We start from the raw sequence: 24,243 nt of genomic DNA, 5'->3' as shown, positions 1-24,243 counted from the left end.
AACCTGGTTAAACCGCGGCGGCCCCCGAGACGATCTCGGTGAGTTCCTGAGTAATGCTGGCCTGACGAGCTTTGTTGTATACCAACTGCAGCTCTTTGATCAGGCTGCCACCATTATCGGTAGCGGCTTTCATCGCCACCATACGTGCGGCCTGCTCGCTAGCCAGGTTTTCTACCACGCCCTGATAAACCTGAGATTCAACATAACGACGCAGCAAGGTATCCAGCAGCGGTTTTGGATCCGGTTCATACAGGTAATCCCAGGCTTTATGCTGTAACTCTTCATCTTCTGATGCCGGTAACGGCAGCAGCTGAGTGAGGGTCGGAACCTGGGACATGGTGTTAATAAATTTGTTGTTTACAACGTACAGCCTGTCCAGACGGCCTTCATCATAGGCCTGCAACATCACTTTAACCGGACCGATCAGTTCGGACAGGGACGGGTTATCACCCATACCGGTCACCTGGGCGACGATATTGCCGCCTACGGAATTAAAGAAAGAGACGCCCTTAGAGCCGATCATCGCGATATCGCTTTGAACGCCTTTATCGGACCATGCTTTCATATCCGCCAGCAGCTTTTTGAACAGGTTAATGTTCAAGCCGCCGCACAAACCACGGTCGGTAGACACCACCAGGTAGCCCACGCGCTTAACGTCGCGTTCTTCCAGGTAAGGGTGCTTATATTCCAGATTACCGCTCGCAAGGTGACCAATCACTTTGCGCATGGTATCTGCATAAGGACGGCTGGCCGCCATACGTTCCTGCGATTTACGCATTTTGGAAGCGGCGACCATCTCCATCGCTTTAGTGATCTTTTGCGTGTTCTGGACGCTTGCGATCTTACTACGTATCTCTTTTGCGCCGGCCATGAGCTTCTCCTCAATGCCTTGCGGTCTGTCCTAAGACAGACCGCCAGACGTTACCAGGACTGGGTTGCTTTGAAGGAATCGAGCAGGCTCTTCAGCTTGCCTTCGATTTCGTCGTTATAGCCACCGGACTGGTTGATCTCTTGCATCAGTGGAGCATGGTCACGGTCAGCGTAAGCCAGCAGTGCGGCTTCAAAGCTACCGATTTTCGCCAGTTCTACATCCCCCAGATAACCACGTTCTGCTGCGAACAGTACCAGGCCCTGCTGTGCGACTGACATAGGGGCATACTGTTTCTGTTTCAGCAGCTCGGTCACTTTCTGACCGTGGTCAAGCTGTTTACGGGTTGCATCGTCAAGATCGGATGCAAACTGGGAGAACGCTGCCAGTTCACGATACTGTGCCAGTGCGGTACGGATACCACCGGACAGTTTCTTGATGATCTTGGTCTGCGCTGCACCACCCACACGGGATACGGAGATACCCGGGTTAACCGCCGGACGAATACCGGAGTTAAACAGGTTGGTTTCCAGGAAGATCTGACCATCGGTAATGGAGATTACGTTGGTCGGAACGAACGCAGAAACGTCACCCGCCTGGGTTTCAATGATCGGCAGAGCGGTCAGAGAGCCCGTTTTACCCTTCACTTCACCTTTGGTGAAGTTCTCAACGTATTCCGCGTTAACGCGGGATGCACGCTCCAGCAGACGGGAGTGCAGATAGAATACGTCGCCCGGGAATGCTTCACGTCCAGGTGGACGACGGAGCAGCAGGGAAACCTGACGGTAAGCAACAGCCTGTTTAGACAGGTCATCGTATACGATCAGTGCATCTTCACCGCGGTCACGGAAGTATTCGCCCATTGCGCAACCGGCATACGGTGCCAGGTATTGCAGTGCAGCAGATTCAGAAGCGGTCGCCACAACAACGATGGTGTTGGACAGCGCGCCGTGCTCTTCCAGTTTACGCACCACGTTAGAGATGGTGGACGCTTTCTGGCCAATAGCTACGTACACACATTTGATGCCGGAATCGCGCTGGTTGATGATCGCATCGATTGCCATCGCGGTTTTACCGGTCTGACGGTCACCGATGATCAGCTCACGCTGGCCACGGCCGATTGGGATCATGGCGTCAACGGATTTATAACCGGTCTGTACCGGCTGGTCGACGGACTGACGATCGATTACGCCCGGTGCGATAACTTCGATTGGGGAGAAGCCATCGTGCTCAACCGGACCTTTACCGTCGATTGGCGCACCCAGGGTGTTCACCACGCGACCCAGCAGGCCGCGGCCAACTGGAACTTCAAGAATACGGCCAGTACACTTAACCTTCATGCCTTCGGCGAGGTCAGCGTAAGGACCCATCACAACTGCACCTACGGAGTCGCGCTCCAGGTTCAGTGCGATAGCGTAACGGTTACCCGGCAGGGAGATCATTTCACCCTGCATACAATCGGCCAGGCCGTGGATGCGGATAACACCGTCGCTTACAGAAACAATAGTACCTTCGTTGTGAGCTTCACTCACAACACTGAACTGAGCAATGCGCTGCTTGATCAGTTCGCTGATTTCGGTGGAATTCAGTTGCATGCTCCAGTCCCCTTAAGACTGCAAGACGTCTGCAAGGCGCTCAAGACGGCCGCGTACGCTGCCATCAATGACCATATCACCCGCACGGATGATTACGCCTGCCATTACAGACTTATCGATATTGCAATTCAGCTTCACTTTGCGTGACAGACGTTTTTCCATCGCGGCGGTGATTTTCGCAAGCTGTTCGTTACTCAGTTCAGTCGCAGAAGTTACGTGAACTTCAACAGTGGCTTCACTGAGGGCACGCAAGTGCTCAAACTGCTCGAGAACATCCGGGAGCGCTTTCAGACGACCATTTTCTGCCATTACCCGAATCAGGTTCTGGCCGTTGGCGTCCAGCTGCTCACCGCAAATGGCGATGAACGAATCGGCGAGGGTTTCAGGCGCCACGGCGCCAGAAAGCATCTCAGCCATATGTTCGTTTTTCGTTACCTCAGCGGCAAACGCCAGCATGTTCTGCCAGCGATCGACATTTTGGTGTTCGATAGCAAAGTCAAAAGCTGCTTTGGCGTAGGGGCGAGCTACCGTAACAAATTCAGACATCAGCCCCTCCCTCCTTACAGTTCAGCGACAAGTTTGTCCACGATGTCGCTGTTAGCAGCTTCATCCACGGAACGTTCGATGATCTTCTCGGCGCCAGCAACAGCCAGAATCGCGACCTGCTTACGCAGCTCTTCGCGAGCACGTTTACGCTCGGCATCAATTTCTGCCTGCGCTTGTGTCACGATTTTAGTACGTTCCTGTTCTGCTTCAGCTTTCGCTTCGTCCAGGATCTGAGAACGACGTTTGTTCGCCTGCTCGATGATTACCTGGGCTTCCGCTTTCGCTTTTTTCAGCTGGTCGGTCGCGTTGGCCTGTGCAAGGTCCAAATCTTTCTTAGCGCGTTCTGCAGAAGCCAGGCCGTCAGAAATTTCTTTCTGACGTTTTTCGATGGCAGCCATTAAAGGCGGCCATACATACTTCATGCAGAACCAGACAAAGATAACAAACGCGATGGCCTGGCCGAGGATTGTTGCGTTCATGTTCACAGCACAATACCTCTTTAAATTTACAACTGTGGCTTAGGGTTTAAACGACTTACTACGCGACAGCAAACATCACGTACAGACCCAGACCTACAGCGATCATCGGGATAGCATCCACCAGACCCATAACGATAAAGAACTGAGTACGCAGCAGAGGAATCAGATCTGGCTGACGCGCTGCGCCTTCCAGGAATTTACCCCCGAGGATGCCGATACCGATCGCAGCACCGATAGCCGCCAGACCCATCATCACAGCGGCAGCCATGTACAGCAGATCCATATTCAGGTTTTCCATGACAGTCTCCAGTTTGTTTCAGTTAAAACGTAGTAGTGTTGGTAAAGAATCAGTGCTCTTCAGACGCCATCGACAGATAGACGATCGTCAGAACCATGAAGATAAAGGCTTGCAGCGTAATGATCAGGATGTGGAAAATGGCCCACGGCACATTCAGAACCCACTGTGACCACCACGGCAGAAGACCCGCGATCAGAATGAAAATCAGCTCACCCGCATACATGTTGCCGAACAGTCGCAGACCGAGGGAAATCGGTTTGGACAGCAGGCTAACGCCTTCCAGAATCAGGTTGATCGGAATAAACGCCCAGTGGTTGAACGGCTGCAGGGTAAGCTCTTTCACGAAGCCGCCTACACCTTTCATTTTGATGCTGTAGAAAAGAATCAGGATGAATACGCCCAGCGCCATAGACAGGGTGATGTTCACGTCAGCAGACGGCACCACACGCAGCGCAGGCAGACCGAAGATATGCTCGCCGATAAACGGCAGCAGGTCGATCGGCAGCAGGTCCATCAGGTTCATCAGGAAGACCCAGACAAAGACGGTCAGCGCCAGCGGTGCAATTACCTTGCTCTTACCGTGGTACATGTCTTTGACGCTACCGTGGACAAAGCCAATGATCATTTCGATAAACGTCTGGAATTTCCCTGGAACGCCGCTGGTCGCACGTTTCGCAACGCCGCGGAAAATGGCCAGGAACAACAGACCCAGTACCACCGAGAAGAACATGGAGTCGATATTAATCGTCCAGAAGGTGGCTGGGGGGTTATGCGGATCCACCAGCGAGAATGTACGTAAGTCCAACTGAAGGTTGTTCAGATGGTGACCTATGTAATCCTGCGGCGTCATATTTTCTGAAGCCATGATGCCTTTTACCCTTTGTTATTGATTACAGCTGGCGCCAGAATTTGTACCACCAGCACCAAAACCCACGTCACTATCAGCGGCAAAAATACCACTTTAAAAACCGCCAGCGCCACCACCAGGAGGGCAAAGGTCAGCAACACCTTACACACTTCGCCGAGGGCGAAGGACCAGGCCATGCGGCCTTTGGCAGGTGTATGCGCCTGATGACACCAGGCAAAAATCATAAACAACATGTTTGGCACAACCACTGCCAAACCTCCGCTTACCGCAGAGATGCCCCAGAAGGGGTCTTTGAGGCAGAACAGCAATCCACTTGCCATCACCGCCAGAAACTGAATGAACAGAAGCTTACGAGCAACGTTTCGACTCAAGAGCGACACTGATATCACGTTTTTACTCCTGCTCACTTCGAGGTATGTCGCGTGTCGTATAAAACGTTCTTTAAGGCTCAGAGTCAAGCAGCAAAAAGCGGACAAATTATACGGTGCGTCCCCGTGATTTCAAACAATAAGTAGCGAAAAGGTGAATAAATGTTTAAATATTTTTCCCCGGCGCTATTTCTTAACTTTTCGTCAAACTATGAATGGCGCGTCAAAACTGCAAACAACGCGGAAACGTTGACGATAAAGCGTGCACGAGATCACAAAATACACATTTACGATAAGGTCGAATAAATTAAAGCGGTAAAACGTTATATTTCATCTTTATGATATTAAAGATTAATTTCAGCAACTATTCTCAAAACAGCCCTGTATACAACAAAAACCTTTTATTGACATTTTTAATAAATATTTAACATTACAATCTGATTACTCTTCCCTACTTTTAGCAAGCTGATATTTTCGGTGTTTATTATCTTTTGGGTTAACTACATGTCCAGGTTAACCCAAAGAAAATCCCCAGTAAAAAAAGTGGTTAAATTAACCTTGTCTATTTCTTAGCCTGTCGCGTAATTTTTAACATCCTAAGAACAGCACAAATTCCACATTTTTTATTATATTTTTAAAAATATTTTGGCTTAACGATCACCAGATGACGCTCGCCTTCCAGCTGGGGAACATGCAATTTAATCGCCTCTTCCACCTCAAAACCTTCAGGCATCTGCGCGATTTCGTCTTCCGGCAGCACCCCTTTCAGGGCATAGAAGCGGCCATTTTCCGCAGGCAGATGCTTACACCAGTCGATCATGTCATTGAGCGAGGCAAAGGCCCGGCTGATCACACCATCAAATGGCGGCTCGGCGGGGAACGCCTCTACCCTACTCTGCACCGGATAAATGTTTTCCAGCTTCAGTTCATGCTGAACCTGACGCAGGAAGCGTACGCGCTTGCCCAGGCTGTCCAGCAGCGTGAAATGGCTCTCGGGACGAACGATAGAGAGTGGAATACCTGGCAGACCCGGCCCCGTTCCCACGTCGATAAAACGCTCTCCTTTGAGATGCGGCGCCACCACGATGCTGTCGAGGATGTGACGAATCAGCATCTCGTTCGGATCGCGAACCGAGGTGAGATTATAGGCCTTGTTCCATTTGTTCAGCATGTCGACATACCCCACCAGCTGATTTTTCTGGTGATCGGTGAGCGAAATACCGGCTTGTTCCAGCAGACGAGTGAGTTTGTTGAGCACGGCGAATACCTGTTGAGATAGGTGTGGGCGGGTGGCGCTACGCGAGCCCGCCCTACGGAATTCTGTAGGCCCGGTAAGCGCAGCGCCACCGGGCAGTTCTTACAATTAAGCGCTGCGGCGCAGCATACCCTGTTTTTTCAGCCACACCAGCAGAATGGAGATGGCCGCAGGCGTGACGCCCGAAATACGCGATGCCTGGCCGATAGACGACGGTTTATGGTCATTCAGCTTGGCGATCACCTCGTTGGAGAGGCCGTTAACCAGACGGTAATCCAGCGTGGCGGGCAGGATCGTACTCTCGTTACGCTGCTGTTTCTCGATCTCATCCTGCTGACGGGCGATATAGCCTTCGTATTTCACCTGGATTTCGACCTGTTCAGCAGCCTGGACATCCTCCAGACCCGGCGCAAACGGCGTCATCTGGATTAGCTGGTCGTAGGTCATCTCCGGACGGCGGAGCAGATCTTCCCCGCTGGCTTCACGGGAGAGCGGCGCAGACAGGTGAGCATTCACTTCGTCTACGGACTCGGCTGTTGGGTTGACCCAGGTCGATTTGAGGCGCTGACGTTCACGCTCGATGTTCTCCAGCTTCTCGTTGAAGCGCGCCCAGCGTGCATCATCCACCAGCCCCAGCTCACGACCGATTTCGGTCAGGCGCAGGTCGGCGTTGTCTTCACGCAGCATCAGACGGTATTCCGCGCGGGAGGTAAACATGCGGTACGGCTCTTTGGTGCCGAGGGTGCAGAGGTCGTCCACCAGTACGCCCAGATAAGCCTGAGAACGACCCGGCGCCCAGCCTTCTTTTTCGGCCGAGAAGCGCGCGGCGTTCAGACCAGCCAGCAGCCCCTGAGCGGCAGCCTCTTCGTAACCGGTTGTGCCGTTGATCTGACCGGCGAAGAAGAGCCCCTGGATAAATTTGCTCTCCAGGGTTGGCTTCAGGTCACGTGGATCGAAGAAGTCATACTCAATGGCATAGCCCGGACGGACGATCTTCGCATTCTCCATCCCCTGCATGGAACGGACGATCTGCATCTGCACGTCGAAAGGCAGGCTGGTGGAGATACCGTTCGGGTAGATCTCGTTGGAGGTCAGCCCTTCAGGCTCCAGGAAGATCTGGTGCTGGTTACGATCGGCGAAGCGCATTACCTTGTCTTCGATCGACGGGCAGTAGCGTGGGCCGATCCCTTCGATCACACCGGCATACATCGGGCTGCGATCGAGGTTACTGCGGATCACGTCATGTGTTTTCTCGTTAGTGTGCGTGACATAGCACGGCACCTGGCGCGGATGTTGATCCACGCTACCCATGAACGAGAAGACCGGCATCGGGTTATCGCCGTGCTGTTGGGCCAGCACGCTGAAATCAATGGTGCGGGCGTCGATACGCGGTGGCGTACCGGTTTTCAGGCGGCTGACGCGCAGCGGCAGCTCGCGCAGACGGCGTGAAAGGGGAATGGACGGCGGATCGCCAGCACGGCCACCGCTGTAGTTGTCCAGTCCGATATGAATTTTGCCGTCAAGGAAGGTCCCGACGGTCAGCACGACGGCTTTGGCACGGAACTTCAGACCCATCTGGGTCACGGCGCCAACGACACGATCGTTTTCCACAATCAGATCCTCAACCGCCTGCTGGAAGATCATCAGGTTCGGCTGATTCTCCAGCGCGGTGCGTACGGCCTGGCGGTAGAGCACGCGGTCCGCCTGAGCACGGGTCGCCCGAACGGCGGGGCCTTTGCTCGCGTTTAGTATCCTAAACTGGATACCCGCATGATCGATCGCGGTTGCCATCAGGCCGCCAAGTGCATCCACTTCTTTTACCAGGTGTCCTTTCCCAATGCCGCCAATCGCCGGATTACAGGACATCTGTCCTAGCGTGTCGATATTGTGTGTCAAAAGCAGGGTCTGCTGACCCATTCGCGCCGCGGCCATTGCGGCCTCGGTGCCTGCATGACCCCCGCCAATGATAATGACGTCAAAAGGATCCTGATAAAACATGGTGGTCTGCCTCGCGTAAAGCGGTAAGAAAATGGATTGAAGCCCGGGCCGTGGATTCTACTCAACTTTAGTCGTTCGAGAAAGCACTGGGATCCTGGCTATTAAAAAGAAGATCTTTTTATTTAGAGATCTGTTTTATTGTGATCTCTTATTAGGATCGCGGGTTTCTGTGGATAAGCCGGATCTCCCAAAGAAGATCATGTGCTTAGAGAGGATCGTTTGCTGTGAATGATCGGTGATCCTGTGACGTATAAGCTGGGATCAGATCGTGATGTTATGCACAGCACAAAAAGTCATCACGGGTTGTTCTTTGGATAACTACCGGTTGATCCAAGCTTTTAACCAGAGTTATCCACATCTGATCGCACGATCTTTAATCTGTTTTGAGTAAATTTTTCCATTCCGCCAGCCAAAGTTCAGCTGGATCTTCCGGAATATCATGATCGAGGATGTTGATCTTCAGCGTTTCACCGATCTGTTGTGCCCCGCAGGACTTCAGTTCGGTCTCGACCTTCTCAACGGCGCCGCAGAAGGTGTCGTACTCCCGGCTGCCAATACCAATGGCACCAAACCGGACGTTCGTCAGGTCGGGCTGCTGCTCTTTTAACTCTTCATATAAAGGAAGAAGGTTATCCGGAAGATCCCCCGCACCGTGGGTGGAGGTGATCAACAGCCAGATCCCGTCGAGCTGGAGATCCTCTAATAACGGTCCATGCAGCGTTTCAGTAGAAAAGCCCGCGTCTTCCAGCTTTTCGGCCAGGTGTTCCGCGACATATTCAGCGCCGCCAAGGGTGCTGCCGCTAATAAGAGTAATGTCCGCCATTGATCGCTCGCTCAGATAAACAGGAGGACATTGTACGCTGTGAACGAGCTGGGATCTACCTGTGGAAAATGTGGTAATTATTTTGCCCGGCTACGGGCGGATGGTACGCATGATCGGGTTCTGCAGGGAGATCAACGTCTCGGTGGACTGAATTTCATCGATTGTTTGGATCTTGTTGATAAGTACCTGTTGCAAAGCGTCGATCGATCGGCACATCACCTTAATAAAGATGCTGTAGTGGCCGGTGGTGTAGTAGGCCTCGGTCACTTCATCCAGCGCATTCAGTTTTGCCAGCGCTGAAGGGTAGTCTTTAGCGCTCTTAAGGATGATGCCGATAAAACAGCAGACGTCATACCCCAGCTGTTTCGGACTGACGTCAATATGGGCGCCGGTAATGATCCCCGCCTGTTTCATCTTCTCTACGCGCACGTGAATGGTCCCCGGGCTGACGCCAAACTGTTTTGCCAGTTCTGCGTAGGCAGTACGTGCGTTAGCCATCAGCGCCTCGAGAATGCCGCGGTCCAGATTGTCGATCTGATAATTTTCCATAGCTTTTACTTATGAAGATTAATGAATCACTCTATTTTAGCGGGTAATTTTAGCGATTTAAAAGTGAGTTGGGAGTTTTATTGTTGGATTATTGAAAGAGGCTCTTTTTTGTTGCTTAATCAATGCCAACAGGACGCAGGAGTATAAATAATGAAAACCGCTTACATCGCACAACAACGCCAGATCAGTTTCGTTAAATCCCACTTTTCCCGCCAGCTGGAAGAGAAGCTGGGCCTGGTTGAAGTCCAGGCACCTATCTTAAGCCGCGTGGGCGACGGGACGCAGGACAACCTGTCTGGTTGCGAAAAAGCGGTTCAGGTGAAAGTGAAAACACTGCCAGACGCCCAGTTCGAAGTGGTCCATTCCCTTGCGAAGTGGAAGCGTCAAACCCTGGGACAACACGACTTCAGCGCGGGCGAAGGGCTTTACACGCACATGAAAGCCCTTCGCCCCGATGAAGACCGTCTTACCGCGATTCACTCTGTTTACGTTGACCAGTGGGACTGGGAACGCGTTATGGGTGATGGCGAACGTCATACCGGTACGCTGAAAGCGACGGTAGAAGCCATTTATGCCGGGATCAAAGCCACCGAGGCGGCGGTCAGCAAAGAGTTTGGCCTGACCCCGTTCCTGCCGGAGACGATCCACTTTGTCCACAGCCAGGAGCTGCTGAGCCGCTTCCCGGATCTGGATGCCAAAGGGCGTGAGCGTGCGATCGCCAAAGAGTTAGGGGCCGTATTCCTGATCGGGATCGGCGGCAAGCTGTCTCATGGTCAGCGTCACGATGTACGTGCGCCGGATTATGATGACTGGAGCAGCGAAGGCGAGAGCGGCCTGGCGGGCCTGAACGGCGATATTCTGGTCTGGAACCCGGTGCTGGAAGATGCGTTTGAACTCTCTTCCATGGGGATCCGCGTGGATGCCGAGGCGCTGAAGCGCCAGCTGGCTATTACCGGTGATGAAGATCGCCTTAAGCTGGAGTGGCACCAGGCGCTGCTGCGTGGCGAGATGCCGCAGACCATCGGCGGCGGTATCGGCCAGTCTCGTCTGACCATGTTACTGCTGCAACTCTCCCATATCGGCCAGGTTCAGTGTGGCGTATGGCCGCAGCAGGTTCGTGACAGCGTCGACGCCCTGCTGTAATTAGCGTTTCCAGCGCCGCAGCAGGCGGCTACGCAACCCGGTATCAAAGCGCCAGATATGATCGAAGATGCGCATGATGCCGGGTTTTCCATGTGTGGACATCGCCACGGCATGAAAACGATGCTGGTGGACCTGCTGCAGTACCTTCACCTTACTCACCACCTCTTCCGGCAGCCGCTGGGCAATAAAGTCTGAAATCACCACCGCGTCGGCGTCATACCACTCGCCGCCCTGCATCCGCTCAATAATGGCGCGAAAACAGCTGGCGAGATCGGTACCGCCGCGAAAGCGCTGGCTTAAGAAACGGATCGCCTGCTCCAGACCGTGCTGGCCCGAGAGTTCGTAGCCCACCACCTCGCTGGAAAACAGCATGATAAAGCAACGTCGTCTGTCGGCGAGCGCCACGCGCATCAGAGCCAGACAGAAGGCTTTGGCGCACTGCTCGTTGAATCCTCCCATCGAACCGGACGTATCCACGCAGACGATAAACGGCCCGCGGGGTTGTTCGTCGAAATCCTGATGCACTGCCGGGCGCTGGCTCACCTTCTCCCGCCAGGCATCGCCTTGCAGACGGTAAGTGAGGAGCTGCTTCTCCACCAGCCGACGGTAAAATTCGTACTCAAGTTCTGTGATGCCGAGGGTCGCCAGCTCTGGCGGCAGCAGGCGCAGAATGTCATCGCTCTGCTGCAGTCCGTCCACCTGCTCCGGCACCGTCGCCGGTTCGCGCACCAGGGTGCGGAAGGTTTCCAGCGGGGCATCCTTTTTTGGCACCGACTTCGCCTCCCGCGAACGGCCCAGCTGTTCCGCCAGTTGCATCAGCTCCGGCTGCTGTGCCAGAAAATCGCCGTAGCGAACGATAAGCTGATGATCCCCCCGCTTGAGCTGACCGGCGCTCATATCCCAGAGGCGACCGGCGGAATTTTCATTCTCCACCAGTACCGGCTCCAGCGCCCCGGCCAGGGTCATCCGCTCCTGTACTTCGCTGAGCAGCTGTTCGCGCTCCTCTTCCAGTAACTGCTGATTCAGGGAGGTGGCCTGCACCACCAGGCTCAGCCGCCAGCGCTGTAAAAAGAGGGTATGCAGGGCGGGGGTAAAGGTGGCGTTATCCACCACCAGCTGCCGCGCCTGGCCGGCAAAGGGGGAGTGAACCTTGTCCAGCAGGGTTAAAATCTGCGGCAGCTGGACGATAAGCTGGGGGGTAGAGAGTAACTGGCTCTGCTGATAACACATCACCTCTTCGGTGAGTTCCGGCGGGACGCGGGTATCTTTCAGCCTTTTACGGAGATTTTCCCGCCAACGAGGAAGATCGTCGGTAATGGCGGTTTTAAGGCGCGGGAATTTTTCGAAAAAGATCGCCAGCTGCGGCGAGGCCAGCAGAGTGAGGATGATCTCTTCGATCATGCCCTCCTCGCCGACGGCAAGCATGACGTTGAGGGTATCCAGCGTCAGCATTGACGCGCCTGTTTGATCTGCGCGCTCACATCCTGCAGGCTGGCTTCAATCCGCCCCAGCCAGTCGCTGTGGATGAACAGACATTTTTGCTGCTCGCTGAAGCGCGTGTGCTGGAGGTGCCACTGATTATCCAGCGCTTCCAGCTGCTGTTTGATCTCTTCCGGCACGCTTTCCGACGCGGTTCCGGGCAGCGCAAGACGCGATCCCTGCAAACTGACGTCGCGGATCACCAGATGCAGGCTGCCGTCCACTTCCATGTTGAGCGGCTGGGCGAAACCAATGCCGTTGAGTTTGCCGCGGATCTCGCCGCCTTTGGTCAGCCACTGCGCCAGCGTTTCCCGCTCGAGGGTGATGTGAATTACCTGCATATCGTGGAGCTTGAGCGGCTGCTGGAGGAGCAGCGTCAGGGTGGTATCACTCAGTTCTGCCGGTAATTCATAGTGTGGGCGACGGGCGAACATGCCGCTCTGACGGATAACGCGCAGGGCGGTTTTGTCGCTCTGCTGCTGCTGAAGCTGAAGGCGGCGCTGGGTAATGGCCCCGAGCTGGTTCAACATCTCCTGCTGTCCCCACGCGTGTCCGGTCATCAATATTTCCAGCTGCTGCTGCATCAGATTCATGCCGCTGGCGTCGTGCCAGAGGCAATCCTTCAGCAGGATCAGATCGATTGGCGCCACCGCATCGCGACCGCTGAACAGCGCGCTGGCCTGCAGCAGGCGGATGGCTTTCTTCCAGCGGCGATCGGAGACGTAAGGCGCCCCCGGCAGGGCATCAAGCTGCTGGCGCAGCATAAAGACCAAGTCGAACACCGCATCAGGCAGGGTGATTTTGCCAATGTCCTGCTGCCACTGCTGATACTCCTCGTCCGTCACCTGCAATGCGGCAGGCACCGGGTTATCGTTTTCATCCTGCTGGCTGGTCAGCAGCGAGCGGAAGTTCGCTTTGTCCTGCACCTTATCGAGCCACAGGCGGATCAGCATACGGTCATACAGGGCTTCGAGGCTGCTGTCGGCTTCGGGCAGTTCGTTGGATGCTGCCACCAGCAGGCGCATCGGAATTTTCTCCTCATGCGCGCCGTTGCGAAACCGGCGTTCGTTAATGGCGGTAAGCAGGGTATTCAGGATCGCCGGGCCGGCTTTCCAGATCTCATCGAGAAAGACAATTTCCGCTTCCGGCAGATAGCCGGTGGTTAACCGTTCGTACCGCCCTTCATCTTTTAACGCCTGAATGGAGAGCGGACCAAAGACCTCTTCCGGCGTGGAAAAGCGGGTCATCAGGTATTCAAACGCCCTGGCGTGCTGAAAAGCGAACTTCAGCCTGCGGGCAATCAGGCTTTTTGCGATGCCGGGCGGCCCCAGCAGAAATACGCTTTCGCCGCTCAACGCCGCCAGTAAACAGAGGCGAATGGCGTGGCTACGTTCATAGAGCCCTTTCTCCAGTGCACCGCTGAGACGGGAAATTCTTTCTGCTAATAAATGAGTGTGAGCCATAATTGTTTTTGCATCCTTTCGCCGTACCCCCGGCTAATTGAAGCGAGTATAGACGTTTCGTTCCGGGCTGGTAATAGACTGAACCACGGTGCTATTTTCTTTGCGCTACGTTAATGAGGTGGCATTTAGGGGTACGATTCTAAGATTAATCGTGCATACTGTGCGCTTTTTGTGGGCCAAGGGACTAAGCACACATTTGTTATTTAAACGAAAAGACTAGTCTATGAGCACTGATAATAAGCAATCATTACCCGCAATTACGCTCGCGGCGATCGGCGTTGTCTACGGTGATATCGGCACCAGCCCGCTTTATACGCTGCGCGAATGTTTGTCCGGTCAGTTTGGATTTGGCGTTGAACGCGACGCTGTGTTTGGTTTTCTGTCCCTGATCTTCTGGCTGCTGATCCTGGTGGTTTCCGTTAAATATCTCTCCTTCGTGATGCGTGCAGATAACGCCGGTGAAGGTGGGATCCTGACCCTGATGTCGCTTGCCGGACGCAATACGTCCGCCAGAATGACCTCGTTCCTGGTCATCATTGGCCTGGTGGGTGGCAGCTTCTTCTATGGTGAAGTGGTGATCACCCCTGCTATCTCGGTGCTGTCGGCGATAGAGGGGCTTGAGATTATCGCGCCGCATCTTGATGAGTGGGTTGTCCCGCTGGCCATACTTGTTTTGACCCTGCTGTTTGTTATTCAGAAACACGGTACCGGGCTGGTGGGCAAACTCTTCGCGCCGATTATGCTCTCCTGGTTCCTGATCCTGGCGGCGCTGGGGTTACGCAGCATCATTGCTAACCCGGAAGTGCTGCATGCCCTGAATCCGATGTGGGCAGTGCATTTCTTCCTCGAATACAAAACCGTGTCGTTTATCGCGCTGGGCGCGGTGGTGCTCTCTATTACCGGTGTTGAAGCGCTCTATGCCGATATGGGCCACTTCGGTAAGCTGCCTATTCGCGTGGCCTGGTTTTTAGTGGTGCTGCCGTCGCTGGTGCTGAACTACTTCGGCCAGGGGGCGCTGCTGCTCAAACATCCGGAAGCGATTAAAAACCCGTTCTTCCTGCTGGCGCCGGACTGGGCGCTGGTGCCGATGCTGATCCTCGCGACGTTGGCGACGGTGATTGCTTCTCAGGCGGTGATTTCCGGCGTCTTCTCCCTGACCCGCCAGGCGGTGCGTCTGGGCTATCTGTCGCCAATGCGTATCATCCATACCTCCGAGATGGAGTCGGGCCAGATCTACATTCCTTTCGTTAACTGGCTGCTTTATGTCGCGGTGGTAATTGTTATCGTCAGCTTCGAGCACTCCAGTAACCTGGCGGCGGCCTACGGTATTGCCGTTACCGGTACGATGGTGCTGACCTCGATCCTCTCTACCACGGTGGCGTACCGGAATTGGCACTGGAATAAATTCCTTGTGGGGATGATTCTGGTCGGCTTCCTCTGTATTGACGTGCCGCTGTTCTCCGCGAACCTCGACAAGATTGTCTCCGGCGGCTGGCTGCCGCTGACGCTGGGTCTGGTGATGTTCATTGTGATGACCACCTGGAAGAGCGAGCGTTTCCGCCTGCTGCGCCGGATGCATGAACACGGTAATTCTCTGGAGGCGATGATTGCCTCGCTGGAGAAATCTCCGCCGGTGCGCGTACCCGGCACTGCGGTCTATATGTCGCGCGCGCTGAACGTGATCCCGTTTGCCCTGATGCACAACCTCAAGCACAACAAAGTGCTGCACGAGCGGGTGATCCTGTTGACCCTGCGTACCGAGGATGCGCCCTATGTGCATAACGTCCGCCGGGTGCAGATAGAGCAGCTGTCGCCCACCTTCTGGCGGGTGGTGGCCAGCTACGGCTGGCGTGAAACCCCGAACGTGGAAGAGGTGTTCCACCGCTGCGGTCTGGAGGGTTTAAGCTGCCGGATGATGGAGACCTCGTTCTTTATGTCCCACGAGTCGCTGATCATCGGCAAACGCCCGTGGTATCTGCGCCTGCGTGGGAAGCTCTATCTTATTCTCCAGCGTAACGCCCTGCGCGCGCCTGACCAGTTCGAGATCCCGCCTAACCGCGTGATTGAGCTGGGGACGCAAGTCGAGATTTAATCCCTCCTGAAAATGCCGGGTGGCGCTTCGCTTACCCGGCCTACAAAACCCCTGCCTGACCGCCATATTTATCTCCCCATTTCACTTAGCGAAACGTTTCGACAACGATCACAAATCTGTTACGTCATGGTGGTTTTCTGCGCATCGGTAAGATAAAACTGATGTCAGCGAAACGTTTCGCTAGTGGAGCAAGAAAATGAAGAAAGGCACGGTACTCAACTCTGAAGTCTCATCAGTCATCTCCCGTCTCGGGCATACCGATACGCTGGTAGTTTGTGATGCGGGTTTACCCATTCCCCACAGCACAACGCGTATTGATCTGGCATTAACGCAGGGCGTGCCCACGTTTATGCAGGTGCTGGATGTGGTGACAACCGAGATGCAGGTTGAGGAAGCCATTCTCGCAACGGAAATCAAACAACATAATCCGCAGCTCCACGAAACGTTGCTTGGCCATATCAAGCAACTGCAACAACACCAGGGAAACACCATAAAAATAAGTTACATAACGCACGAGCAGTTCAAGAAAAATACCGCTGACAGCCAGGCGGTGATTCGCAGCGGGGAGTGTTCCCCGTATGCGAATATCATTCTCTGTGCTGGCGTCACCTTCTGAGGCCATCATGGACGCACTACTGCAACTGAAAGGGATCGATAAATCGTTCCCGGGCGTCAAAGCCCTCTCCGGGGCCGCGCTGAATGTTTACGCCGGGCGCGTGATGGCGCTGGTGGGCGAAAACGGCGCTGGCAAATCCACCATGATGAAAGTGCTGACCGGGATCTATCAACGCGATGCCGGTTCGCTGCTGTGGCTGGGAAAAGAGACCACCTTCAACGGCCCGAAATCCTCCCAGGAAGCCGGGATAGGCATCATCCACCAGGAGCTGAACCTCATCCCGCAGCTCTCCATCGCGGAGAACATCTTCCTGGGGCGTGAGTTTGTTAACCGCTTTGGCAAAATCGACTGGAAACAGATGTATGCCGAAGCCGACAAACTGCTGGCGAAGCTGAATCTGCGCTTTAAGAGCGATCGTCTGGTGGGCGAACTCTCTATCGGCGATCAGCAGATGGTCGAAATCGCCAAGGTCCTGAGTTTCGAATCCCGGGTTATCGTGATGGATGAACCGACCGACGCCCTCACCGATACCGAAACCGACTCCCTGTTCCGCGTGATCCGCGAGCTGAAAGCGCAGGGGCGCGGCATTGTCTATATCTCCCACCGTATGAAAGAGATCTTCGAGATTTGCGATGACGTCACCGTCTTCCGCGACGGGCAGTTTATTGCCGAGCGTGAAGTGGTGACCCTCACCGAAGATACGCTGATTGAGATGATGGTGGGACGTAAGCTGGAAGACCAGTATCCACGTATCGATAAAGCGCCGGGCGAGATCCGCCTGAAGGTCGACAATTTGTCTGGCCCTGGGGTGCATGATGTCAGCTTTACCCTGCGTCAGGGGGAGATCCTCGGCGTGGCCGGGCTGATGGGCGCCGGGCGTACCGAGCTGATGAAGGTGCTGTATGGCGCCAACCCGCGCACCAGCGGCTATGTCACCCTTGATGGTCATGAAGTTGTCACCCGTTCTCCGCAGGATGGCCTGGCGAACGGTATCGTCTATATCTCCGAAGACCGTAAGCGCGATGGCCTGGTACTGGGCATGTCGGTGAAAGAGAACATGTCCTTAACCGCGCTACGCTACTTCAGCCGCAGCGGCGGTGGTCTGAAGCATAAAGACGAGCAGCAGGCAGTCAGCGATTTTATCCGCCTCTTTAATGTTAAAACCCCGTCGATGGAACAGGCTATCGGGCTGCTCTCCGGCGGGAATCAGCAGAAAGTGGCGATTGCCCGCGGTCTGATGACCCGTCCGAAGGTGCTGATTCTTGATGAACCGACGCGCGGCGTGGACGTTGGCGCCAAAAAAGAGATTTACCAGCTCATTAACCAGTTTAAGGCTGACGGGCTAAGCATCATTCTGGTCTCTTCCGAGATGCCAGAGGTATTAGGCATGAGCGATCGCATTATCGTCATGCATGAAGGGCATCTCGGCGGTGAATTCAGTCGCGAGCAGGCCACCCAGGAAATTCTGATGGCTGCCGCTGTGGGCAAGCTTAATCGCGTGGATCAGGAGTAAGAAGATGACTACCCAGGCTGTTTCTGGACGCCGTTATTTCACGAAGGCATGGTTGATGGAACAAAAATCGCTGATTGCCCTGCTGGTGCTGATCGCGATTGTCTCTACCATGAGCCCGAACTTTTTTACCGTTAATAACCTGTTCAACATTCTCCAGCAGACGTCCGTGAACGCCATTATGGCGGTGGGCATGACGCTGGTGATTCTGACCTCGGGTATCGATCTGTCCGTCGGTTCCCTGCTGGCGCTCACCGGCGCGGTTGCTGCTTCAATTGTAGGGATTGAAGTCAACGCGCTGGTGGCCGTTGCAGCGGCGCTGGCGCTGGGTGCGGCTATTGGGGCTGTTACCGGTGTTATTGTGGCGAAAGGTCGTGTTCAGGCGTTTATTGCTACCCTGGTGATGATGCTGTTGCTGCGCGGTGTGACCATGGTTTACACCAACGGCAGCCCGGTTAACACCGGCTTTACCGACAACGCCGATCTGTTTGGCTGGTTCGGTATTGGCCGCCCGCTGGGTATCCCGACGCCGGTCTGGATCATGGGGTTAGTCTTCCTCGCGGCGTGGTACATGTTGCATCACACCCGCCTGGGCCGCTATATCTATGCCCTGGGGGGGAACGAAGCGGCGACGCGTCTGTCCGGTATCAGCGTCAATAAAGTCAAAGTTATCGTCTACTCCCTGAGCGGCCTGCTGGCTTCGCTGGCGGGGATTATCGAAGTGGCGCGTCTCTCGTCTGCGCAACCGACCGCCGGTACGGGCTATGAGCTGGATGCCATCGCCGCGGTCGTGCTGGGCGGCACCAGCCTGGCCGGGGGGAAAGGCCGCATCGTCGGTACGCTGATCGGTGCGCTGATCCTCGGCTTCCTGAATAATGGATTGAATTTGTTAGGTGTTTCTTCCTATTACCAGATGATCGTCAAAGCGGTAGTGATTTTGCTGGCGGTACTGGTAGACAACAAAAAACAGTAACTGACGACACTACAGGACATCTTTGATATGAACATGAAAAAACTGGCTACCCTGGTTTCTGCTGTCGCGCTGAGCGCAACCGTGAGTGCAAACGCCATGGCGAAAGATACCATCGCGCTGGTGGTTTCTACCCTGAACAACCCGTTCTTCGTCTCCCTGAAGGATGGCGCGCAGAAAGAGGCCGACAAACTGGGCTACAACCTGGTGATCCTCGACTCCCAGAACAACCCGGCAAAAGAGCTGGCTAACGTGCAGGACTTAACCGTTCGCGGCACCAAAATTCTGCTGATCAACCCGACCGATTCCGATGCGGTAGGTAACGCTGTGAAGATGGCGAACCAGGCTAACATCCCGGTGATCACCCTGGACCGTCAGGCATCTAAAGGCGAAGTGGTCAGCCACATTGCCTCTGATAACGTGCTGGGCGGCAAAATCGCCGGTGACTACATCGCCAAAAAAGCAGGCGAGGGCGCCAAGGTTATCGAACTGCAGGGTATCGCCGGGACTTCCGCAGCGCGTGAGCGTGGCGAAGGCTTCCAGCAGGCGGTTGCTGCCCACAAATTCAACGTACTGGCCAGCCAGCCGGCAGACTTCGACCGTACTAAGGGCCTGAACGTCATGCAGAACCTGCTGACCGCGCACCCGGACGTTAAAGCGGTATTCGCACAGAACGATGAAATGGCGCTGGGCGCGCTGCGTGCACTGCAGACTGCGGGTAAATCTGATGTGATGGTGGTTGGATTTGACGGCACGCCTGATGGTGAAAAAGCGGTAAACGATGGCAAACTGGCTGCGACCATCGCTCAGCTGCCAGAGCAGATCGGCGCCACTGGCGTGCAGACTGCTGACAAAGTGCTGAAGGGCGAGAAAGTTCAGGCCAAATACCCTGTTGACCTGAAACTGGTCATCAAGCAGTAATATGCGATTCAGGCAGTCGCAGGCTGCCTGAGGGACAACATATAAAGAAAAGAGTGGCATACGCCACCGGGGCATCCCGGTGGCACTCTCTGATGGACACTTCAACTATGAAAACCGCAGGTAAGCTCGTCGTCCTTGGCAGTATTAATGCCGATCACATTCTTAACCTTGACGCTTTCCCGACACCGGGCGAAACCGTAACGGGTCATCGCTACCAGGTCGCCTTTGGCGGCAAGGGCGCGAACCAGGCGGTCGCTGCCGGACGTAGCGGGGCGAACATCGCCTTTATCGCCTGTACCGGCGATGACGATACCGGGGATCGCGTTCGCCAGCAGCTGGAAAGCGACAATATCGATATTGCGCCAGTGAGCGTGGTGGACGGTGAATCAACCGGCGTGGCGCTGATTTTTGTCAACGGAGAAGGTGAGAATGTCATCGGTATTCATGCGGGGGCAAACGCGGCGCTGATACCTGAACGAGTGGCGGCGCAACATGCGCTTATCGCCAGTGCCGACGCCCTGCTGATGCAGCTGGAATCCCCGGTAGAAAGCGTGCTGGCGGCAGCGAAAATTGCTCATGAAAATCATACCACTGTCGTACTAAATCCCGCGCCAGCCCGTGTATTATCAGACGAGCTTCTGGCGCTGGTGGACATTATTACCCCGAATGAAACCGAGGCCGAAAAGCTGACGGGCATTCGCGTTGAAAACGATGAGGATGCGGCGCGCGCGGCGAAAGCCCTGCACGACAAAGGCATCCACACGGTCATCATTACTCTTGGCAGCCGCGGCGTATGGGCCAGCGTTGAGGGAGAAGGGCGTCGCATTCCTGGCTTTAAGGTGAAAGCTGTCGATACCATCGCTGCGGGCGACACCTTTAATGGTGCGCTGGTGACGGCGCTGCTGGAAGGCGAACACCTGGATGACGCAATCCGCTTTGCCCATGCGGCGGCGGCCATTGCGGTGACCCGTCCAGGTGCACAGCCTTCTGTACCATGGCGTAATGAGATCGATGAATTTTTAAGTCAGCAGAGGTAACGCTTGGCCACAATGAAAGATGTCGCCCGCATGGCGGGCGTCTCTACTTCGACGGTCTCCCACGTCATCAATAACGATCGCTTCGTCAGCGACGCGATTCGGGAGAAGGTCGAGGCTGCCGTTAAATCCCTCAATTATGCGCCTTCCGCCCTGGCGCGCAGTCTGAAACTCAACCAGACGCGTACCATTGGCATGCTCATTACGGCCAGTACCAACCCCTTTTATTCTGAACTGGTGCGCGGCGTTGAGCGCAGCTGTTTTGAGCGTGGCTACAGCCTGGTGTTATGCAATACCGAAGGCGACGAACAGCGGATGAACCGCAATCTGGAGACGCTGATGCAAAAGCGCGTCGACGGATTGCTATTGCTGTGCACCGAAACGCACCAACCCTCCCCCGAGATTATGCAGCGCTACCCCTCCGTTCCCACGGTGATGATGGACTGGGCGCCGTTCGACGGTACCAGCGATCTCATCCAGGATAACTCGTTGCTGGGCGGGGACATGGCGACACAGCATCTGATTGATAAAGGCCACACCCGCATCGCCTGTATTACCGGTCCGCTGGATAAAACCCCCGCCCGCCTGCGGCTGGAAGGGTTCCTGGTGGCGATGGCGCGTGCCGGTTTGCCGGTGCCTGAGGGCTATCAAATCACCGGTGACTTTGAATTTAGCGGCGGGTTTGAGGCGATGCAGGCTCTACTGGCCCAGAAGGAGCGCCCGCAGGCGGTCTTTATTGGTAATGATGCGATGGCGGTAGGGGCTTACAAGGCGCTTTATCAGGCGGGACTGCGTATCCCGGACGATATCGCCGTGGTGGGGTATGACGATATCGAACTGGCGCAGTATATGACGCCGCCGCTCACCACCATCCATCAGCCAAAAGATGAACTGGGCGAGCTGGCGGTTGATGTCCTGATCCACCGTATCGCCCAGCCCGCTCTGCAACAACAGCGGCTGCAGCTTACTCCTGTTCTGATGGAACGGGGGTCTGTTTAGGTTTGTGCCGATCTTTAATAAGATTACGACCATCCTTCGGTTTTAGCAGCATAAAGACCAGCGCCGAGATCACCGTCAGCACGCCCATGGTGATAAAGGTGAAGTGAAACTGTTCGACAGTATTTGTGCTGTCGAACCCTTCATAAAAACGCAGTACTGCCGCACTTACCGCCACCCCCAGACTGATCGACAGCTGTTGTGTCACCGCCAGCACGCTGTTACCGCCGCTGGCATTCTCGTCGTTGAGATCGGCAAGGGTAATGGTGTTCATCGACGTGAACTGGATGGACATCGCCATCCCCAGCACAAACAGCGGCAGGATCAGCAGCCATACCGGCAACGCCGCCGACTGCAGTGAGAACTGTGCAATCATCACACCGATAAATATTGTCACGCCAACCAGCGTCCTGCGGTAGCCCAGCCGGCGCAGCAATTGCGTCACGCCGGATTTGGCGAGGATCGAGCCCACCGCCGTAGGCGCCATCATGCAGCCCGCAATCAGTGCCGGGTAACCAAACCCGACCTGTAGCATCAGCGGCATAAGGAAAGGAACACAACCGGTACCCAACCGTGAGGCAATGTTGCCGGCAATACCCACCGAGAAAGTTCGAGTATTAAACAGCGACAGCGAAATAAGCGGCGTCGGATGACGGCGCGCGTGACGGATATAAAGAAGGAAGAGAACGATGCCGCTGAAAATGATGGAGATAGCCAGCCAGGTCGCCACCACTTTCTCACCGAACAGCTCCATACCGCTTGAAAACAGCACCAGGCTCAGGCCAAACAGGAAAAACCCGCCCATATCAAATTTACGCCGTGGGGTGGTGAAGTTCGGCATAAATTTGCGGGCATAGAAAAGCCCGGCGATCCCAATCGGAATATTAATGAGGAATATCCAGTGCCAGCTGGCCCAGGTGACCAGCACGCCACCCAGTACCGGTCCGAGGATCGGCCCGACCAGGCCCGGCATGGTGACAAAGTTAAGCACCGGCAACAGCTCGCTGCGCGGGTAGGCCCGTAACAGGGCCAGGCGCGCAACCGGCATCATCATCGCGCCGCCTATCCCCTGGATTACCCGGAAGACAACCAGCTCTCCCAGAGAACTGGAGAGTGCGCAAGCCAGCGAGCCCAGCGTAAACAACGTTACCGCCAGCATAAAGACACGGCGGGTGCCGAAGCGATCGGCCAGCCAGCCGCTCACCGGGATCAGCATCGCAACGGTCAGGGTATAACTGATGATGGCTGACTGCATCGCCAGCGGAGAACGGTTCAGGCTTTGGGCTATTGCGGGAAGGGCAGTATTAAGGATGGTCGCATCCAGGGCCTGCATAAAGAAGGCCATTGCCGCTATCCACGGCAGGCCCGCCATACTGCGTGCTTTTTTTACTGTCATTCGAGTTCCTGTTGTTATGGCTACCGTGCTGGTGGGGCAAGCAGCGCCTGGCTGGCTGCCATGGCGCGTGGCCCGTCACTGTCCTGAATGGCATCGACAATGGCCTGATGTAAATCCAGCTTAACCACTTCATCCTGGGTAATAGAGGTAAAGTAGGTGTGATAGACAGAGTGAAAGAGCGAGGCAAAAGAGGTCAGGAACGGATTACCGCTCATCTCATAGATATGCTCGTGCCAGGCCATATCCACATCTATCCAGCGTTCCCGGTTAAAGTTTTTCTTCAGATGAACCATCTCATCCATCAGGGTGTTTAGTCGGGCCTTTTGCTCTGCCGTTCCGATCGTTGCGGCCAGCAAGCAGGCCTGCGGCTCCAGGCTACTGCGCATAACAAGGAAGTGATCAATAACCTGCTGGAAGTTATCTTCCGTCATCCACCAGGAGAGCAGCTCCTGATCGAGGAAGTTCCAGTTGCCCTGAGGCATCACGCGCGTACCGATGCGCGGACGGGGCAGCACCATTCCTTTCGCGGTTAACGTTTTCACAGCTTCACGAACGGCCGTTCGGCTCACGCCAAACTGTTCCCCCAGTTCCAGTTCGCCCGGCAGGATGCTGCCAGGCATGTAAACACCTGCCAGGATCCGCTGTGCCAGTTTTTCTGCCAGCACATAGGAAAGGTTTTTTTGTGCCGCCAGCTGTTGCGCGCTTAAAGGCATAAAGCATATTCCTTAAATCTTGATGCCAGTAAGTATGCCACCTGCAGGCGGGTTGTGGTGACGAAAACAGCAATTAGCACCGTTTCTGGCTAAAAGATGAGGCTTTTGGCGAAAAAAAACACGGTTGGTAGTTTTTTTTAATTTTACGCTTGTCAGCGCCGGAGAACTCCCTATAATGCGCCTCCACTGACACGGAACAACGGCACGCAAGCCGCCGGGTCAGCGGGGTTCAGCGATGAATGCCCGGCAGAGAAAAGCGCGAA

23 protein-coding genes are annotated in these 24,243 nt (G+C 55.0%); 8 read left to right on the top strand and 15 right to left on the bottom strand.

Annotated elements, in window-relative coordinates; translation table 11 throughout:
* Window positions 1-7 precede the first annotated feature (7 nt).
* The 11 genes from atpG to asnC form a co-directional block, all read right to left on the bottom strand.
* A complete protein-coding gene (gene atpG / locus B3X29_RS20085; RefSeq protein WP_103177608.1) occupies window positions 8-871 on the bottom strand; it encodes a F0F1 ATP synthase subunit gamma in 864 nt (287 codons plus the stop codon).
* 50 nt (window positions 872-921) lie between these two features.
* Window positions 922-2,463 (bottom strand): F0F1 ATP synthase subunit alpha, encoded by a 1,542-nt coding sequence (gene atpA / locus B3X29_RS20080; protein WP_103177607.1) that lies wholly within the window; start codon window positions 2,461-2,463, stop codon window positions 922-924.
* A 12-nt stretch (window positions 2,464-2,475) separates the two neighbouring features.
* Complete coding sequence (gene atpH, locus B3X29_RS20075) at window positions 2,476-3,009, bottom strand: F0F1 ATP synthase subunit delta (protein ID WP_159340384.1); 534 nt, start codon at window positions 3,007-3,009, stop codon at window positions 2,476-2,478.
* Between the two features lie 14 nt (window positions 3,010-3,023).
* Window positions 3,024-3,494, bottom strand: a complete 471-nt coding sequence (gene atpF, locus B3X29_RS20070) for a F0F1 ATP synthase subunit B (protein WP_032615498.1) — start codon at window positions 3,492-3,494, stop codon at window positions 3,024-3,026.
* 52 nt (window positions 3,495-3,546) lie between these two features.
* Complete coding sequence (gene atpE / locus B3X29_RS20065) at window positions 3,547-3,786, bottom strand: F0F1 ATP synthase subunit C (protein WP_000429386.1); 240 nt, start codon at window positions 3,784-3,786, stop codon at window positions 3,547-3,549.
* Between the two features lie 49 nt (window positions 3,787-3,835).
* Window positions 3,836-4,651, bottom strand: coding sequence for a F0F1 ATP synthase subunit A (gene atpB / locus B3X29_RS20060; RefSeq protein ID WP_103177605.1), 816 nt, complete (start codon window positions 4,649-4,651; stop codon window positions 3,836-3,838).
* Between the two features lie 8 nt (window positions 4,652-4,659).
* The gene (atpI, locus tag B3X29_RS20055) at window positions 4,660-5,040 is read right to left on the bottom strand and encodes a F0F1 ATP synthase subunit I (RefSeq protein WP_159340388.1); all 381 of its coding nucleotides are present in this window, start codon (window positions 5,038-5,040) and stop codon (window positions 4,660-4,662) included.
* A 616-nt stretch (window positions 5,041-5,656) separates the two neighbouring features.
* Complete coding sequence (gene rsmG / locus B3X29_RS20050) at window positions 5,657-6,280, bottom strand: 16S rRNA (guanine(527)-N(7))-methyltransferase RsmG (protein ID WP_103177604.1); 624 nt, start codon at window positions 6,278-6,280, stop codon at window positions 5,657-5,659.
* 105 nt (window positions 6,281-6,385) lie between these two features.
* Window positions 6,386-8,275, bottom strand: coding sequence for a tRNA uridine-5-carboxymethylaminomethyl(34) synthesis enzyme MnmG (mnmG, locus tag B3X29_RS20045; RefSeq protein ID WP_103177603.1), 1,890 nt, complete (start codon window positions 8,273-8,275; stop codon window positions 6,386-6,388).
* Between the two features lie 373 nt (window positions 8,276-8,648).
* Entirely contained in the window at window positions 8,649-9,098 is a 450-nt protein-coding gene (mioC, locus tag B3X29_RS20040; protein WP_103177602.1) for an FMN-binding protein MioC, read from the bottom strand.
* Window positions 9,099-9,188: 90 nt separating this feature from the next.
* Window positions 9,189-9,647 carry a transcriptional regulator AsnC gene (gene asnC / locus B3X29_RS20035; protein ID WP_032615488.1) on the bottom strand — a complete coding sequence of 153 codons (459 nt, stop codon included), beginning with the start codon at window positions 9,645-9,647 and terminating at the stop codon, window positions 9,189-9,191.
* A 150-nt stretch (window positions 9,648-9,797) separates the two neighbouring features.
* Between asnC and asnA the strand changes: the two genes are divergently transcribed.
* Window positions 9,798-10,790, top strand: a complete 993-nt coding sequence (gene asnA / locus B3X29_RS20030) for an aspartate--ammonia ligase (RefSeq protein ID WP_103177601.1) — start codon at window positions 9,798-9,800, stop codon at window positions 10,788-10,790.
* Here asnA and viaA read toward each other — a convergent pair whose 3' ends face one another.
* Window positions 10,791-12,242, bottom strand: a complete 1,452-nt coding sequence (gene viaA, locus B3X29_RS20025; protein WP_103824227.1) for an ATPase RavA stimulator ViaA — start codon at window positions 12,240-12,242, stop codon at window positions 10,791-10,793.
* Window positions 12,236-13,732, bottom strand: a complete 1,497-nt coding sequence (gene ravA / locus B3X29_RS20020) for an ATPase RavA (RefSeq protein WP_103177599.1) — start codon at window positions 13,730-13,732, stop codon at window positions 12,236-12,238. Before ravA ends, viaA begins: the two co-directional genes overlap by 7 nt.
* 223 nt (window positions 13,733-13,955) lie before the next feature.
* On the opposite strand from ravA, the gene kup reads away from it, so the two are divergent.
* The 7 genes from kup (at window position 13,956) to rbsR (ending at window position 21,874) form a co-directional block, all read left to right on the top strand.
* Complete coding sequence (gene kup, locus B3X29_RS20015; protein WP_103177598.1) at window positions 13,956-15,824, top strand: low affinity potassium transporter Kup; 1,869 nt, start codon at window positions 13,956-13,958, stop codon at window positions 15,822-15,824.
* Window positions 15,825-16,020: 196 nt separating this feature from the next.
* On the top strand, window positions 16,021-16,440 hold the full coding sequence (rbsD, locus tag B3X29_RS20010; protein WP_103177597.1) for a D-ribose pyranase: 420 nt from the start codon (window positions 16,021-16,023) through the stop codon (window positions 16,438-16,440).
* Window positions 16,441-16,447: 7 nt separating this feature from the next.
* Window positions 16,448-17,953, top strand: coding sequence for a ribose ABC transporter ATP-binding protein RbsA (rbsA, locus tag B3X29_RS20005; protein WP_103177596.1), 1,506 nt, complete (start codon window positions 16,448-16,450; stop codon window positions 17,951-17,953).
* 4 nt (window positions 17,954-17,957) lie between these two features.
* Complete coding sequence (gene rbsC, locus B3X29_RS20000) at window positions 17,958-18,923, top strand: ribose ABC transporter permease (RefSeq protein ID WP_103177595.1); 966 nt, start codon at window positions 17,958-17,960, stop codon at window positions 18,921-18,923.
* Window positions 18,924-18,950: 27 nt separating this feature from the next.
* Window positions 18,951-19,841, top strand: coding sequence for a ribose ABC transporter substrate-binding protein RbsB (rbsB, locus tag B3X29_RS19995; protein ID WP_032615470.1), 891 nt, complete (start codon window positions 18,951-18,953; stop codon window positions 19,839-19,841).
* A 107-nt stretch (window positions 19,842-19,948) separates the two neighbouring features.
* A complete protein-coding gene (rbsK, locus tag B3X29_RS19990) occupies window positions 19,949-20,878 on the top strand; it encodes a ribokinase (protein ID WP_103177594.1) in 930 nt (309 codons plus the stop codon).
* A gap of 3 nt (window positions 20,879-20,881) precedes the next feature.
* Complete coding sequence (gene rbsR / locus B3X29_RS19985) at window positions 20,882-21,874, top strand: ribose operon transcriptional repressor RbsR (protein WP_103177593.1); 993 nt, start codon at window positions 20,882-20,884, stop codon at window positions 21,872-21,874.
* Here the strand turns inward: rbsR and mdtD are convergent.
* Both mdtD and B3X29_RS19975 read right to left on the bottom strand, forming a co-directional pair.
* A complete protein-coding gene (mdtD, locus tag B3X29_RS19980; RefSeq protein ID WP_159340386.1) occupies window positions 21,840-23,267 on the bottom strand; it encodes a multidrug transporter subunit MdtD in 1,428 nt (475 codons plus the stop codon). The genes rbsR and mdtD overlap by 35 nt on opposite strands.
* A 20-nt stretch (window positions 23,268-23,287) precedes the next feature.
* Window positions 23,288-23,980, bottom strand: coding sequence for a FadR/GntR family transcriptional regulator (locus tag B3X29_RS19975; RefSeq protein WP_103791332.1), 693 nt, complete (start codon window positions 23,978-23,980; stop codon window positions 23,288-23,290).
* Window positions 23,981-24,243: the final 263 nt, after the last annotated feature.

The organism is Leclercia sp. UBA5076, assembly GCF_002416465.1.
Taxonomy (GTDB): Bacteria; Pseudomonadota; Gammaproteobacteria; order Enterobacterales; family Enterobacteriaceae; genus Enterobacter.
The sequence above is the reverse complement of the archived record's forward strand: the minus strand, read 5'-3'. Positions and strand labels throughout refer to the sequence as shown.